13 protein-coding genes are annotated in these 13,965 nt (G+C 64.3%); 4 read left to right on the top strand and 9 right to left on the bottom strand.

Going from position 1 to position 13,965, the window contains the following annotated elements; all coding sequences use genetic code 11:
* Positions 1-39 precede the first annotated feature (39 nt).
* The 3 genes from Q2M23_RS23690 to Q2M23_RS23680 all read right to left on the bottom strand — a co-directional run bounded on the left by Q2M23_RS23690 (position 40) and on the right by Q2M23_RS23680 (position 3,110).
* Positions 40-1,359, bottom strand: coding sequence for a homoserine dehydrogenase (locus tag Q2M23_RS23690; protein WP_076828689.1), 1,320 nt, complete (start codon positions 1,357-1,359; stop codon positions 40-42).
* Between the two features lie 38 nt (positions 1,360-1,397).
* A complete protein-coding gene (locus Q2M23_RS23685; protein WP_092083451.1) occupies positions 1,398-2,618 on the bottom strand; it encodes an LL-diaminopimelate aminotransferase in 1,221 nt (406 codons plus the stop codon).
* Between the two features lie 216 nt (positions 2,619-2,834).
* On the bottom strand, positions 2,835-3,110 hold the full coding sequence (locus Q2M23_RS23680) for a hypothetical protein (RefSeq protein WP_016842954.1): 276 nt from the start codon (positions 3,108-3,110) through the stop codon (positions 2,835-2,837).
* A gap of 291 nt (positions 3,111-3,401) precedes the next feature.
* Between Q2M23_RS23680 and Q2M23_RS23675 the strand changes: the two genes are divergently transcribed.
* Together Q2M23_RS23675 and Q2M23_RS23670 are read left to right on the top strand one after the other, a co-directional pair.
* Positions 3,402-5,210 (top strand): PHA/PHB synthase family protein, encoded by a 1,809-nt coding sequence (locus Q2M23_RS23675; RefSeq protein WP_229189456.1) that lies wholly within the window; start codon positions 3,402-3,404, stop codon positions 5,208-5,210.
* A 73-nt stretch (positions 5,211-5,283) separates the two neighbouring features.
* Positions 5,284-5,682: an MAPEG family protein gene (locus Q2M23_RS23670; protein WP_316397214.1), complete on the top strand. Its 399-nt coding sequence runs from the start codon at positions 5,284-5,286 to the stop codon at positions 5,680-5,682.
* Between the two features lie 50 nt (positions 5,683-5,732).
* On the opposite strand, the gene Q2M23_RS23665 is transcribed toward Q2M23_RS23670, so the two are convergent.
* The 6 genes from Q2M23_RS23665 to Q2M23_RS23640 form a co-directional block, all read right to left on the bottom strand.
* Positions 5,733-6,323 carry a class I SAM-dependent methyltransferase gene (locus Q2M23_RS23665; protein WP_316397213.1) on the bottom strand — a complete coding sequence of 197 codons (591 nt, stop codon included), beginning with the start codon at positions 6,321-6,323 and terminating at the stop codon, positions 5,733-5,735.
* Between the two features lie 14 nt (positions 6,324-6,337).
* A complete protein-coding gene (gene argC / locus Q2M23_RS23660; protein WP_316397212.1) occupies positions 6,338-7,318 on the bottom strand; it encodes an N-acetyl-gamma-glutamyl-phosphate reductase in 981 nt (326 codons plus the stop codon).
* Positions 7,319-7,438: 120 nt separating this feature from the next.
* Positions 7,439-8,485 carry an N-acetyl-gamma-glutamyl-phosphate reductase gene (argC, locus tag Q2M23_RS23655; protein ID WP_057018591.1) on the bottom strand — a complete coding sequence of 349 codons (1,047 nt, stop codon included), beginning with the start codon at positions 8,483-8,485 and terminating at the stop codon, positions 7,439-7,441.
* Positions 8,482-9,156 (bottom strand): FMN-binding negative transcriptional regulator, encoded by a 675-nt coding sequence (locus Q2M23_RS23650; protein WP_057018592.1) that lies wholly within the window; start codon positions 9,154-9,156, stop codon positions 8,482-8,484. Before Q2M23_RS23650 ends, argC (Q2M23_RS23655) begins: the two co-directional genes overlap by 4 nt.
* A gap of 342 nt (positions 9,157-9,498) precedes the next feature.
* On the bottom strand, positions 9,499-10,488 hold the full coding sequence (locus Q2M23_RS23645) for an MBL fold metallo-hydrolase (RefSeq protein ID WP_253590339.1): 990 nt from the start codon (positions 10,486-10,488) through the stop codon (positions 9,499-9,501).
* 148 nt (positions 10,489-10,636) lie between these two features.
* Entirely contained in the window at positions 10,637-11,167 is a 531-nt protein-coding gene (locus Q2M23_RS23640) for a DedA family protein (RefSeq protein ID WP_028332199.1), read from the bottom strand.
* A 185-nt stretch (positions 11,168-11,352) separates the two neighbouring features.
* Between Q2M23_RS23640 and Q2M23_RS23635 the strand changes: the two genes are divergently transcribed.
* Positions 11,353-11,721, top strand: a complete 369-nt coding sequence (locus Q2M23_RS23635) for a hypothetical protein (RefSeq protein ID WP_057018594.1) — start codon at positions 11,353-11,355, stop codon at positions 11,719-11,721.
* 126 nt (positions 11,722-11,847) lie between these two features.
* Entirely contained in the window at positions 11,848-13,908 is a 2,061-nt protein-coding gene (parE, locus tag Q2M23_RS23630) for a DNA topoisomerase IV subunit B (RefSeq protein WP_316397211.1), read from the top strand.
* Positions 13,909-13,965 lie beyond the last annotated feature (57 nt).

Here is a 13,965-nt window from a genome sequence, read left to right as displayed (position 1 = left end):
GCATCAATCGTCTCACGCCCGACCCGTTCAGGCCATGCGCTAGTTTTTCTCGATCCGGATCACCTGCGGCCGGCCGCTGATGACCTTATCGCGCTGCACTGCGGCCAGCGCACGATGCACGGCATCCTCGCTGGTCGCATAGGTAATCAGAATGACCGGGACCGGTGAAGGTTTTTTGGCCGCACCGTTCACATCGACGCCATCCGGGTGCCGTTGCACGATGGATTCCAGAGATATCTTCTGTTCCGCCAGCCGGGTGGCGATTGTTGCGGCAGTGCCTGCAAGATCACGCGCCATCAGGCGGATATAATAGCCACCCTCATGGCGTTCCATCGGCGCCTTGGTGGTCTCGCGCAACCGCTCCACCGGACGGCCGAACGGCTTGGCGCGGATGCCGCGGGCGACGTCGGCGATGTCGGCGACCACGGCGGAGGCCGTCGCGCCGCCGCCGGCGCCGGGTCCCACCAGCGTGATCGGCGGAATCCCCTCGCCGTCGATCGCGACCGCATTGGTGACGCCCATCACCTGCGCGATCGACGATGATTTCGGCACCATGGTCGGGTGCACGCGCTGCTCAATGCCCTTTGCCGTGCGCACCGCGACGCCGAGCAGCTTGACCCGGTAACCGAGTTCCGCGGCGGCCTTGAGGTCTTCCGGCGTGATCGAGGAGATGCCTTCGACGTAAACCGCGCTTTCCGCAACCTTGGTTCCGAAGGCGAGGCTGGCCAGGATCGCGAGCTTCTGCGCGGTGTCGTGACCATCGACGTCGAACGACGGGTTGGCTTCGGCATAGCCGAGACGCTGGGCGTCCTTGAGACACTCCTCGAACGACAGGCCCTCCTGCTCCATCCGGGTCAGGATGTAATTGCAGGTGCCGTTGAGGATGCCGTAGACGCGGTTGACGCTGGTGCCCGCGAGGCCCTCGCGCAGCGTCTTGATGACCGGGATCGCCGCACCGACCGCCGCCTCGAAATTCAGCGCGCCGCCGTGCTTTTCGGCAGCCGCGGCGAGACGCAGTCCATGCTTGGCGATCAGCGCCTTGTTGGCGGTGACGACCGACTTGCCGGCCTTCAGCGCGGTCTCGATCGCGGACAGCGCGGGATCTCCGGCGCCGCCCATCAATTCGACGAAGCAGTCGATATCGGGATCCTCGGCGAGCGCCTCGGGGCTCTTCGCCCAGGCGATGCCGCGCAGGTCGAGGCCACGCTTCTTGGCTTTCGAGCGCGCCGTGACTGCGACGACGCGAACGCCGCGGCCGCTGCGCTCGGCCAGCGCCCGTCCTTGCGTTTCGATGAGGCGGACGACATCGGCACCGACGGTGCCGAGCCCCGCTATGCCCACGTTCAGGGGTGCGACCATGGATTTAAGGGACCTGGAGATTAAGCAACCTGGAAGGATTAGCGTCGGTTGGCGAGAGGAACGACGTTGTGCAACGTTTCGATGCCGCTTTCAAGGAAGCGGCGCACACCGCGCGCGGCCTGCCGGATGCGCTGCTCGTTCTCCACCATCGCGATGCGGACATAGCCCTCGCCATGCTCGCCGAACGCAACGCCCGGCGACACCACGACACCGGATTTCTCCACCATCAGGGTCGCGAACTGCATGCTGCCGACCGCCTCGAACGCCTTGGGCAGCGGCGCCCAGGCGAACATCGAGGCTTGCGGCGGCGGAATGTCCCAGCCCGCGCGGCCGAATGACTCGACCAGCGCATCGCGGCGCTTGCGGTAGGTGTCGCGCATCTCGCGGATACAGTCGTCGGGACCGTTCAGCGCCGCGGTCGCCGCCACCTGGACCGGCGTGAACGCGCCATAATCGAGATAGGATTTGACCCGCGCCAGCGCCGCGATGATCCGCTCATTGCCGACCGCGAAGCCCATGCGCCAGCCGGCCATCGAGAATGTCTTCGACATCGAGGTGAACTCGACGGTGACGTCGATCGCGCCGGGCACCTGCAGCACCGACGGCGGCGGATTGTTCTCGTCGAAATAAACCTCGGCGTAGGCGAGATCGGACAGGATGAAGATGTCGTGCTTCTTCGCGAACGCGACGAGGTCCCTGTAGAAGTCGAGGTCCGCGACATAGGCGGTCGGGTTCGACGGATAGCAGACGATCAGCGCAATCGGCTTCGGGATCGAATGGATGATCGCCCGCTCGACCGCCTCGAAGAACTGCGGCGTCGGCTCCGAGGGCACCGAGCGGATCACGCCGCCCGCCATCAGGAAGCCGAAGGCATGGATCGGGTAGCTCGGATTGGGGCACAGCACGACGTCGCCGGGCGCCGTGATCGCCTGCGCGACGTTGGCAAACCCCTCCTTCGAGCCGAGCGTCGCAACCACCTGGGTGTCGGGGTTGAGCTTGACGCCGAAGCGGCGCGCATAATAGGCGGCCTGGGCCTTGCGCAGGCCGTTGATGCCGCGCGAGGCCGAGTAGCGGTCGGTCCGCGGCTTGCCCAGCGTCTCCTTGAGCTTCTCGATCACATGCGGCGGGGTCGGCAGGTCCGGGTTCCCCATACCCATGTCGATGATGTCGGCCCCGGCGTTGCGCGCGGCCGCCTTGGCCTGGTTGACCTTCTCAAAGACATAAGGCGGCAGACGGCGAATGCGGTAAAAATCTTCCATGGGATCCTTGCTCCGACAACCGCGATGCCAGAATCGACCCCCTTGGCGTAGTTTGCGGAAGCCGGCTCGGCCTCTGACAGAAATCGCACTGAATCAATGACTTAGAGCGAATTCAGGCGCACGATCTGGGGGCTGCGGCCGGATCTGCGGTTGAACTGGGTTTCTTTTAGCACGGACACCGGGCGGCGCCAGCGCTGATCGGCCGTTTGTCGGGCGCTACTTCCCGCTTTGGGCAGCCGTCGAGGCCTGGCGCGCGCGCGCGGCAATCAGCTCCTGCTCGATCTTGGCCTGGTCCGCCGGCTTGATCGTCGGATCGGCGCGGTCGGGCGGAAGATCATGGACCGGCAGGTAGCCGCCGGCGTCCTTCTCGCGCGCCGGCGCATCGGCCGGCATCGTCATATCGGCGATCGTGCTCGAGCACCCGCTCAGCGCCACCAACGACGCGAGCAGCACTGCGGCCGCGAGCCCCCTGTTCATTCGATCGATCGGCATGCGCCGAATTGTCCCCAACAAGCTAGCGCGCACGTCGCACGTTGCCGACACGGGTCGCACTGGTACGAGCCTTGCAGCGTCCCCGCTGCGTTAATTTCGACTTTAGCGTTTCAAACCATTGTCGCCCGAAACGCTTAAAGCGGGAACACCAAAAGCGACCCCTGAGGCTTCAATATGACGGAACAAAGATTTTTTCTCGCACCGCAACAGAGCGAAATGCTGGATTTTGACTGATTTGCGTTGCCGCACCGCGCGATGACGCCCTCCAAACGACGCGATATTGTACCTCAGATGAGCAACGTTAGTACCGACACCCAGGCCACCCCGAAATTCAACGCCGAAGCCTTCGCCATGAACATCGCGCGGGCGATGGAGAGCAGCGGCCAGGCGCTGGCAGCCTATCTCAAGCCGCGCCAGACCGGAGAAGTCCGCGACAAGCCGCCGAATGAGCTCGGTGAGGTCATCAAGACCTTCAGCGTGATCGCCGAATACTGGCTGTCCGACAAGGAGCGCGCCTCGTCGCTGCAGATGCAGCTCGGCAAGGACTATCTCGATCTCTGGGGCTCGGCGGTGCGCCGCATGGCCGGCGAGGCCGATGCCAAGCCGGCGATCGCCCCGGCCCCGCGCGACAAGCGCTTCCAAGATCCGGAATGGAAGTCGAACCAGTTCTTCGACTTCATCCTGCAGCTCTATTTGCTGACCTCGAAATGGGCGCAGCAGCTGGTCCATGACGCCGACGGGATCGATCCTCACACGCGCAAGAAGGCCGAATTCTACGTCCAGCAGATCACCAACGCGCTGGCGCCGTCGAATTTCGTGCTGACCAATCCGGAGGTGCTGCGCGCCACCGTCGAGACCAATGGCGACAATCTGGTGCGCGGCATGAAGATGCTGGCCGAGGATATCGAGGCCGGCCACGGCACGCTGCGGATCCGCCAGTCCGACTCGAGCAATCTCGAGGTCGGCGTCAACATGGCGACGACGCCGGGCAAGGTGATCTTCCAGAACGAGCTGATGCAGCTGATCCAGTATTCGCCGGCGACCGAGAACGTGCTGCGCACGCCGCTGCTGATCGTGCCGCCCTGGATCAACAAGTTCTACATCCTCGATCTGCGCCCCGAGAAATCCTACATCAAATGGTGCGTCGACCAGGGCATCACGGTGTTCGTGATCTCCTGGGTCAATCCGGACAAGGAGCTCGGCAAGAAGACCTGGGCCGACTACATGACCGAAGGCCCGCTGACGGCGATGGACGTCATCGAGAAGGTCACCGGCGAGATGAAGGTGCATACCGCCGGCTATTGCGTCGGCGGCACCCTGCTCGCCTCGACGCTCGCCTATCTCGCCGAGAAGCGCCGCCAGCGCGTGACGTCGGCGACGTTCTTTGCCGCGCAGGTCGACTTCACCCATGCCGGCGATCTCCTGGTGTTCGTCGACGAGGACCAGATCTCGGCGCTCGAACGCGACATGCAGGAATCCGGCGTGCTCGAGGGCAGCAAGATGGCGATGGCCTTCAACATGCTGCGCTCGAACGACCTGATCTGGTCGTATGTCGTGAACAATTATCTGAAAGGCCAGACGCCGTCCTCGTTCGACCTGCTGCACTGGAATTCGGATGCGACGCGGATGCCGTCGTCGAACCACTCCTACTACCTGCGCAACTGCTATCTGGAGAACCGGCTGTCGACCGGCACCATGGTGCTGGACAACACGCTGCTCGATCTGTCGAAGGTGAAGGTGCCGGTCTACAACCTCGCCGCCCGCGAGGATCACATCGCGCCGGCGGAATCGGTGCTCTACGGTTCGCAGTTCTTCGGCGGCCCGGTGAGATATGTGCTGTCCGGCTCCGGCCATATCGCCGGTGTGGTCAATCCGCCCGCGTCGAACAAGTACCAGTACTGGACCAACGACAACATCAAGGACATGAAGCTCGCCGACTGGCTGAAGGGAGCCGAGGAGCACAAGGGCTCGTGGTGGCCCGACTGGCGCGGCTGGCTGGAAAGCCATGATCCGGAGACGGTCCCGGCGCGCATGGTCGGCTCCAACGGCACGCAGGTGCTCGAGGACGCCCCGGGCAGCTATGTCCGCGTCCGCGCGTAGCGCCAAGTCTCCCGCTCAGCTATAAACAGACGGTCCCGACGGTCGGGAATCGAATTCACGTGAGGGGGAGACGATGACGCGCGAACTGTTCTGGCTGTCACTGACGGTGATCCTGACCGGGCTGTTGTGGATCCCCTACATCATCAACCGCTGCCAGGTGCGCGGCCTCTCCGCCGCCATGGGCAACCCCTCGCGCAACGACAAGCCGCACGCGGAATGGGCCAACCGGCTGATGTTCGCCCATGACAACGCGGTCGAGAACCTCGTGATCTTCGCGCCGCTGGTCCTGATCCTCAACGCGGCCGACTATTCCACCAAATGGACCGTGCTCGCCTGCGCCGTCTATTTCTGGGCCCGCCTCGCCCACCTGATCGTGTACACGCTCGGCCTGCCGGTGTTCCGCACCCTGGCCTTTACGGTCGGCTTCCTCGCCCAGGCGGTGCTGGCGCTCGCGATCTTCAAAGTCGTCTGAGCTCCGACTTCCCGCCGGTTGCGGCGACAGCCGCGCCGGCGCGGCATCAACTAGCCGCCCTTGCGCACCACGATGTGCAGCATCGTCGCGGGCGCCTCGTCAAAGCTCTTGATCTCGCTGGTGTCGGACGAGACTTGCGTCCACGCCCCTGACGCGGCGTAGGTCGCAGCGAGCCAGTCCGCCGCGGGATAATTGTAGTAGCGGCCGATGCTGTCGCGGCCATCGCCATGGCCGATTTTGTAGCTCGCGTAGAAAACGCCACCGGGTTTCAGCGCCCGATGGATGCGGCCGATGATGCCGGCCAATTCGTCGCGCGGCACGTGCAGCAGGCAGGCGCTGGCCCAGACGCCGTCATAGGCTTCGCGGTCCTCGAGCTCATCGAACAGCATCGCCTCGACGGGATGTTTGATGCGGCGCGCCGCGACCTCGGCCATCTCGGGCGACCCGTCGGTCGCACGCAGCACAAAGCCTTCGGCGAGCATGACGGCGGCATGATTGCCGGCGCCGCAGCCGAGTTCGAGGATCGCGCCGCCCGGCGGCAGCAGCTTCAGAAAGCCGATCAGCCGGGTGGACGGGGCTTTCGCCCACCCGGCATAGGCCTCGGCATTGCGCCGATAGAACTGCAGCGTGGCGTCGTCCACGATCCGCGTCGCCGTCAGCTGTCGGCCAGCCCGAGCATCAGCCGCATGTTCTGGACCGCGGCACCCGAGGCGCCCTTGCCCAGATTGTCGAGCCGCGCGACCAGCACCGCCTGGCGGTGCTTGTCGCTGGCGAAGACGTAGAGCTCGAGCTGGTTGGTCTCGTTGAGCGCCTCCGGCTCGAGCCGCCCGCCCTTGGCGGCCTCGTTCTGCAGCGGCATCACCGAGACATATTTGCTGCCGGCGTACCATTTCGCCAGAGCCGCTTGCAGATCGGTACCATCAGGCTTGCCCGGCAGCGCGTCGAGTTGCAGCGGCACCGAGACCAGCATGCCCTGCCGGTAGTTGCCGACCGACGGGATGAAGATCGGCCTTCGCGTCAGGTGCGAATAGAGCTGCATCTCCGGAACGTGCTTGTGCTCGAAGCCGAGGCCGTAGAGTTCGAAGGCCGGCGCCGAGCCGTCCTCGAAGCTGGCGATCATCGACTTGCCGCCGCCCGAATAGCCGCTCACCGCGTTGACGGTGACGGGATAATCCGCCGGCAGCACGCCGGCATCGACGATCGGCCGCAGCAGCGCGATCGCACCGGTCGGATAGCAACCCGGATTGGAGACCTTCTTCGCGTTACGGATCTTGTCGGCCTGGTCGGGCGCGAGCTCGGGGAAACCGTAGGCCCAGTCGGGCGCAACGCGATAGGCCGTCGAGGCGTCGAGCACTTTCGGCGCGGCATTGCCCATCGTGTCGATCAACGCCACGGTCTCCTTGGCGGCCTCGTCAGGCAGGCAGAGGATCACGAGATCCACCTCCTCCATCAGCGCGCGCTTTGCGCCGGCGTCCTTCCGCTTGTCCTCGGCGATGTGCTTCACCGCGACGTCGCCGATCGCGTGCAGCCGTTCCTGGATACCGAGGCCGGTGGTGCCTGAGCCGCCATCGACGAACACAGTGGCCTTGGTCGCACCGCTCCTGGTTTTCGGTTGGTTGGTGTCGGTGAGGGTCATGGCACGTTCCTTTCGAGCTCGTTCGTTTCGTTTAACACATCTGGCCGCGCCTGCGCCGCCAACGGGGATGAGCAGTTATCCTTAGATTGAGCGCCCCTCGCCAGCGACAACAACCCCCGCTCATGGAAACAGCGCGATCTGCTCCAGTCCGGTGGTTTCGGGCAAGCCGAACATCAGGTTCATGTTCTGGATCGCCTGTCCGGCCGAACCCTTCACAAGATTATCGAGCGTCGAGAGCACGATGGCGCGGTTCTTGATCCGGTCGGCGACGACGCCGATCTGAACATAATTCGAACCACGCACGTTCTGCGTCTGTGGCAGCACACCCTTCTTCGTCACATATACGAACGGCTCGTTGGCGTAGGCCCTTTCCAGCTCGGCGCGCAAATCGTCCGGCGTAGCCCCGTTGAGCTTGACATAGGATGTGCAGAACTCGCCCCGCGCCATCGGAATGAGATGCGGGGTGAAGTTCACCGTCACAGCCGAGCCAGCGGCCGCGCCAATCTCCTGCTCAATCTCCGCCGAGTGTCGATGGCTTCCGATCGAATAGGGCGACAACCCTTCGCCGGCCTCGCTGAACAGCGTGTTCTGCTTCAGTCCGCGTCCGGCGCCGGTGACGCCCGACTTTGCGTCGATGATGATGTCGTCGACGTCAATCAGCTTTGCCTTCGCCAGCGGAACAAGCGCCAGCAGCACCGCCGTCGGATAGCAGCCGGGACAGGCTACCAGCCGCGCGGCCGTGACCTCCTCCCGGTAGAGTTCGGTCAGCCCATAGACCGCCTCGTCCTGCAATTCGAGCGCCCGGTGCTCATGCCCGTACCATTGCGCGTAGCTGTCTTTGTTGCGCAGCCGGAAATCCGCGGACATATCGAGGATCTTGATTCTGGGATTGGCTTTCAGCACCGCGGCGATGATCTCTTGCGTCGTCCCGTGCGGCAGTCCGCAGAACACGGCATCGAGCCGCGTCCAGTCGACCTTTTCCCATTCCACGAGTTTTGGCAGGTCGAGCATGAAGAAGTGAGGAAACACCTCGCTCATCGTCTTGCCGGCATGGGTGTTAGCGGTAAGCGCGGTGATTTCGGCATTCGGGTGCCGCGCCAACAGGCGCACCGCGTCGGCGCCGGTGTAGCCGGACGCGCCCAAAATTCCGATTTTCTTCTTCGTCATTGCTCGCTCCTCGGAAGCGTAGTCATCTCGGTCTGTATCAGCGCGAAAGCCTGCGGGCGCACCTCGCGCATCAAGGCCGCGATGTCTTGGGCACCGGCTTCGGCCTGCAAAGCGAGCGTGTTGCCGACCGCCGCGAAATCGGTTTCAGACTTGTGCTGGTTCAGCTTGAAGCTGCCCTCCACCTCTTCCACCATCATCTCGAGACCCACGATGGCCTTCTTCATGGTTTCCAGCCTCGCGGCGGTCATCTTGCCCGACACCCACGGCTTTTTCGGCAGCAGCCGGTCCTCGAACTTGGCGCTCAGCGCGTCGATCTGAACGGCAAGCTCGTCATCCGACAACGTCCGCACCGGCCCGGTCAGATGCACCGCCTGATAGAGCCAAGTCGGCACCTGATCGGGTGACACGTACCAGTCCGGCGAAACATAGGCGTCGGCGCCGGTAACGGCCAGCAGCCAAGGTGACCCGCCCGCCAGCTTTACCAGCGGATTGTGACGGGCAACATGAAACAGCGCCCGCGGCGTCCCGTCGGCGGCGTAAGTCAAGTAGAACGGGAGCGCGGAGGCGATCGGCTTGCCGCCGTCCCACGCGCAGGCCATGCCGAAACCACGCGCTTCCGCGAAGGCAAGGCTCGCGGCACGGTCAGGCTTGAAGGGCGGTGGCGTATACATGGTCAAAGCTCCTGCATGACGAAGGAGCCGCCAGATCGAACCGCGTGTCTTTTTCAGGAGAGCGCCGCGGGATCGGGTCCGGCGGCAGAGGCGATGGTCTTAAACGCGAGCGACCGCCCATACCGCGATAATGCGGCGGCGGCGGGCAATGATGATGGTCGCGGCGTTAATCATGGGCGCGGCTATAAGGCCGCGCCCCCTTGACGTCAAGATTTGCTTTCGTCATTCCGGCGCGCGCGCCTTGCGCGCGAACCACAGATGCGCAATTGCGCATCGGGGAATCCAGAGGTTGCGGCGCGAGATTCCGGGTTCGATGCTTACGCATCGCCCCGGAATGACACCTTAAATCGCCGGATTCCACGGTGCCGGCACGACGCGATAGCCGCTGCCGTCCTTCACCACATGGCCGAGGCCCGGGAACGGATAGTGGAAGCCCTGCACCTGGAGCCGCTCGGCAACCACCATGTCGTAGATGCGCCGGCGGGTCTTCTCCGCCACGTCGCCGTCCTGGTCGAAGAACGCATGCCAGCCGGGGTTGGTCGCGAACAGGTTCGGATTGTTGGTGACATCGGACTGGATGAAGACCTTGTCCGGGCCCGAGGCCAGCACGTAGGAGGTGTGGCCCGGCGTGTGGCCGACGGTCTCGACCGAGGTCAGGCCCGGCGCGATCTCCTTGCCCCACTCGTACGGCGTGACCTTCTTCTTCAGGCCGGCTTCGAAGATATTGCGGTTGTTCTTGAACAGGCCCTGCATGCGGCCGGCCGGTGCCCGGCTCATCTCGCCGTCGTCCATCCAGAACTTCCACTCGGTCGCCGGCACCAGCACCTCGGCATTCGGGAATGCCGGCGTGCCTTCGGCGGTCAAGAGGCCGTTCACGTGGTCGCCGTGGAAGTGCGAGATCACGACCATGTCGACATTCTTGGGATCGAAGCCGGCGGCGACGAAATTGTCGGCGAACAGGCCATTGGCGCCCTTCGTGCTGGCCTTCGCCAGCGCGCCATTGCCGGTGTCGATCACCACCAGCTTGCCGCCGGTGTTGAGCACCAGCGGTGCGAACCAGATCGTCATCATGTCGCGCGGCATGAACGCCTTCTCAAGCGCCGCGTTGACGTCATCCCGCTTTGCATTGGAGATGAAGGAGTCTTCCAGCTTGAAGACGTTCTTGCCGTCGGACACCACGGTGACGAGGATGTCGCCGACCTTGTAACGATAGAAGCTCGGCGCCTGCTTGTCGGCAACCGGCGCCACAGCGCCCGCAGGAACGGTTGATAGCAACGGTGCGGCGGCGATGCCGGCAGCGCCGGCGAGAGCATGACGTCGTGTCAATTCCATGTGCTGTCCTTCCCAGTGAAACTGCGCCCGATGAATTCGCGCCCGGTGGGCGCGGTTGTATCAGCGTTTCGATACTCGCGCGATGCCGACAGCGCGAGCGGTTACCCTCCCGCCTAACCCCTGCAGGTCGGCCTTATTCCGGAGCTTGCTACACCACCCGCCACACCCACTCGATGGCATGGGCAATGACGTCGCCGAACAGCAGCAGTGCCGCCGACCAGACCAGCGCGGAGACGAAATTGGCGATCTGGAATTGCCAGTACGACATCTCGAAAATGCCGGCCGCAAGCGGCACCGAGGCGCGCAGTGGACCGAAGAAGCGGCCGATGAAGATGCTGGGCACGCCCCAGCTCTTCACGAAGGCCTCGCCCCGCGGCAGGATCTCCGGGTAGCGCGACAGGGGCCACATCTGCGCGACCTGCTCCTTGTAGCGATAGCCGAACCAGTAGGAGACCCAGTCGCCGAGCGCGGCACCAACGCCGCCCGCGATCCAGATCGGCCAGAAGCTGATCCCGCTGACGCCGATCAGGGCGCCGATCGCGACCAGCGCGCCCCAGGCCGGAACCAGCAATGAAATGAAGGCGAGCGATTCAGCGAACGCCAGCAGCATGACGATCGGAGCGGCCCAGGCCTGGTGGTGCCGCACGAATTCGGCCAGGGCCCGCGCAAGGTCTTCCATCTCGTCGTGTGCCTTCCCGCTCCGTTGAACCTCGAATGAACCTTTCTAGCGGCACGCAGCCTAAGAACAGGTAAGCCAGCCGATTGCGTGACATCAAGTCACAAAGGCGGGGATCGACCGTGATTTCCCGTAAGGCCCCTGAGGTCCAGGTTGGCATCTCCCTCACAAGAAAAAGGAATTACTGGATGATCGGATCGCTGATGATGTGCGTGAGCGTTCTCGTCCTGCTGTTCGGAATGCTCGCGGGCATCGCCATGGGTATCCAGCACGACTTCACGTTGGGGCCGGCGCATGCGCATCTCAATCTGGTCGGCGGCGTGCTGCTGTTCCTGTTCGGCCTCTACTACCGGCTGGTGCCGGAAGCGGGCAGCATGCTGCTCGCCAGAATCCAGGGCTGGCTGCATATCGTCGGCGGCGTCCTGTTCCCGGCCGGCGTGGCCGCCGTGCTGCTGAAGGGACCGTCGTTCGAGGCGGCGCCGATCGTCGGGTCACTGCTGGTGGTCGCCGCCATGGCCCTGTTCACGGTCATTGTAATCCGCACCTCGCAGGCGTAATCGCGGTTTCCTATCTATGGGGATGGCCGGGCTCCAGGGCGCGGCCGTCCCCATTGGCAGCCCATCCGTGGCATAGTCAGAGCAACCGATTCGCCGCGCCGTGACCGGCGCGTCACTTGAAGAACCATGGCCAAATCATTGAAGTCGAACGCCAAAAGTAAATCTGCCGACGATCTGTTCGGAGCCCCGGAACTGAAGGGACGCGCCCCGGCGAAGGCTGCTTCGCGATCCGCTGGAAGCGCCGAAGCCGGCTATACGGCGGCTGACATCGAGGTGCTGGAAGGGCTGGAACCGGTCCGCCGGCGCCCCGGCATGTATATCGGCGGCACCGACGAGAAGGCCCTGCACCACCTGTTCGCCGAGGTGATCGACAACTGCATGGATGAGGCGCTGGCGGGCCACGCCACCTTCATCGACGTGGAGCTGACCGCCGATGGCTTCCTGACCGTGACCGACAATGGCCGCGGCATTCCGGTCGACCCGCATCCGAAATTCCCGAAGAAGTCGGCGCTCGAAGTCATCATGTGCACGCTGCACTCGGGCGGCAAGTTCGACTCCAAGGTCTACGAGACCTCGGGCGGCTTGCACGGTGTCGGTGTCTCCGTGGTCAACGCCCTCTCCTCGCGGCTCGAGGTCGAGGTTGCGCGCAGCGGGCAGTTGCATCGCATGACCTTCGAGCGCGGCCACCCCAAGGGCAAGCTCGAAGACCTCGGCAAGGTCAACAACCGCCGCGGCACGCGCATCCGCTTCAAGCCGGACACCGACATTTTCGGCGCCAAGGCGGCTTTCAAGCCGCAGCGTCTGTTCAAGATGACGCGCTCGAAGGCCTATCTGTTCGGCGGCGTCGAGATTCGCTGGCACTGCGACCAGGAGCTCCTGAAGGGCGTCGAAGACGTCCCGTCGGAAGCCAAGTTCCACTTCCCCGGCGGACTGAAGGATTATCTGGCCGCGGCGATCCACGCCGATACGCTGGTGCATCAGGATATCTTCTCCGGCAAATCCGGCCGCAGCGGCGCGCATGGCGCTTGCGAATGGGCCGTGGCCTGGACGGCCGATGCCGACGGCTTCCTGTCGTCCTACACCAACACGGTGCCGACGCCCGATGGCGGTACGCATGAATCCGGCCTGCGCAGCGCATTGTTGCGCGGTCTGAAGGACCACGCCGAACGCGCGGGCCAGGGCAAGCGCGCGGCGTCCATCACCTCGGAAGACGTGATGGTGGGCGCGGCCGTGATGCTCTCGGTGTTCGTGCGCGAGCCTGAATTCCAGGGCCAAACGAAGGACCGCCTCGCCACCGCCGAAGCGCAGCGCATCGTCGAACAGGCGATGAAGGATCCGTTCGACCACTGGCTGTCAGGCAATCCGAACCAGGCCAACCGGCTGCTCGATTTCGTGATCGATCGCGCCGAGGAGCGGCTGCGCCGCCGCCAGGAAAAGGAGACCGCGCGCAAGACGGCCGGCAAGAAACTGCGTCTGCCCGGCAAGCTCGCCGACTGCTCCGACGCCGGTACCGAAGGCTCTGAGCTCTTCATCGTCGAAGGTGACTCGGCCGGCGGCAGCGCCAAGCAGGCGCGCGACCGCAAGACGCAGGCCGTGCTGCCGCTGCGCGGCAAGATCCTCAACGTCGCCTCTGCCGGCAAGGACAAGCTGACCGCCAACGCGCAGCTCTCCGACCTCGTGCAGGCGATCGGCTGCGGCACGCTCGCGCATTACCGCGAAGAGGATCTGCGCTACCAGCGCATCATCATCATGACCGACGCCGACGTCGACGGGGCGCACATCGCATCGCTCCTGATCACCTTCTTCTACCGGCAGATGCCGCGGCTGATCGACGAAGGGCACCTCTATCTGGCGGTTCCGCCACTCTACAAGCTGAAGCACGGCACCAAGTCGATCTACGCCCGCGACGACGCGCACAAGGACGAGCTGCTGAAGAGCGAGTTCAACGCCAACGCCAAGGTCGAGGTGAACCGCTTCAAAGGCCTCGGCGAGATGATGCCGGCGCAGCTGAAGGAAACCACGATGGATCCGGCCAAGCGCACGCTGCTGCGCGTGGTGCTGCTGGCCGACGATCGCGAGGGCACCGCCGACTCGGTCGAGCGGCTGATGGGCACCAAGGCCGAAGCCCGCTTCGCCTTCATTTCCGACAAGGCCGAATTCGCCAGCGACGACCTACTCGACGTCTAGGCCCAACCGATTGATCTGAAATGAATTTCCGGCCGCCCCCAGATTGGGGCGGCCGTT

Origin of the sequence: Bradyrhizobium sp. 33ap4 (assembly GCF_032654765.1) — a bacterium.
GTDB lineage: Bacteria > Pseudomonadota > Alphaproteobacteria > Rhizobiales > Xanthobacteraceae > Bradyrhizobium > Bradyrhizobium australafricanum.
This window is presented reverse-complemented; position numbering and strand designations above follow the sequence as displayed.

Coding starts and splice junctions, on each gene's coding strand:
- Q2M23_RS23690 (WP_076828689.1), bottom strand. CDS start 1,359: ATGGTCGCACCCCTGAACGTGGGCATAGCGGGGCTCGGCACCGTCGGT.
- Q2M23_RS23685 (WP_092083451.1), bottom strand. CDS start 2,618: ATGGAAGATTTTTACCGCATTCGCCGTCTGCCGCCTTATGTCTTTGAG.
- Q2M23_RS23680 (WP_016842954.1), bottom strand. CDS start 3,110: ATGCCGATCGATCGAATGAACAGGGGGCTCGCGGCCGCAGTGCTGCTC.
- Q2M23_RS23675 (WP_229189456.1), top strand. CDS start 3,402: ATGAGCAACGTTAGTACCGACACCCAGGCCACCCCGAAATTCAACGCC.
- Q2M23_RS23670 (WP_316397214.1), top strand. CDS start 5,284: ATGACGCGCGAACTGTTCTGGCTGTCACTGACGGTGATCCTGACCGGG.
- argC (WP_316397212.1), bottom strand. CDS start 7,318: ATGACCCTCACCGACACCAACCAACCGAAAACCAGGAGCGGTGCGACC.
- argC (WP_057018591.1), bottom strand. CDS start 8,485: ATGACGAAGAAGAAAATCGGAATTTTGGGCGCGTCCGGCTACACCGGC.
- Q2M23_RS23650 (WP_057018592.1), bottom strand. CDS start 9,156: ATGTATACGCCACCGCCCTTCAAGCCTGACCGTGCCGCGAGCCTTGCC.
- Q2M23_RS23645 (WP_253590339.1), bottom strand. CDS start 10,488: ATGGAATTGACACGACGTCATGCTCTCGCCGGCGCTGCCGGCATCGCC.
- Q2M23_RS23640 (WP_028332199.1), bottom strand. CDS start 11,167: ATGGAAGACCTTGCGCGGGCCCTGGCCGAATTCGTGCGGCACCACCAG.
- Q2M23_RS23635 (WP_057018594.1), top strand. CDS start 11,353: ATGATCGGATCGCTGATGATGTGCGTGAGCGTTCTCGTCCTGCTGTTC.
- parE (WP_316397211.1), top strand. CDS start 11,848: ATGGCCAAATCATTGAAGTCGAACGCCAAAAGTAAATCTGCCGACGAT.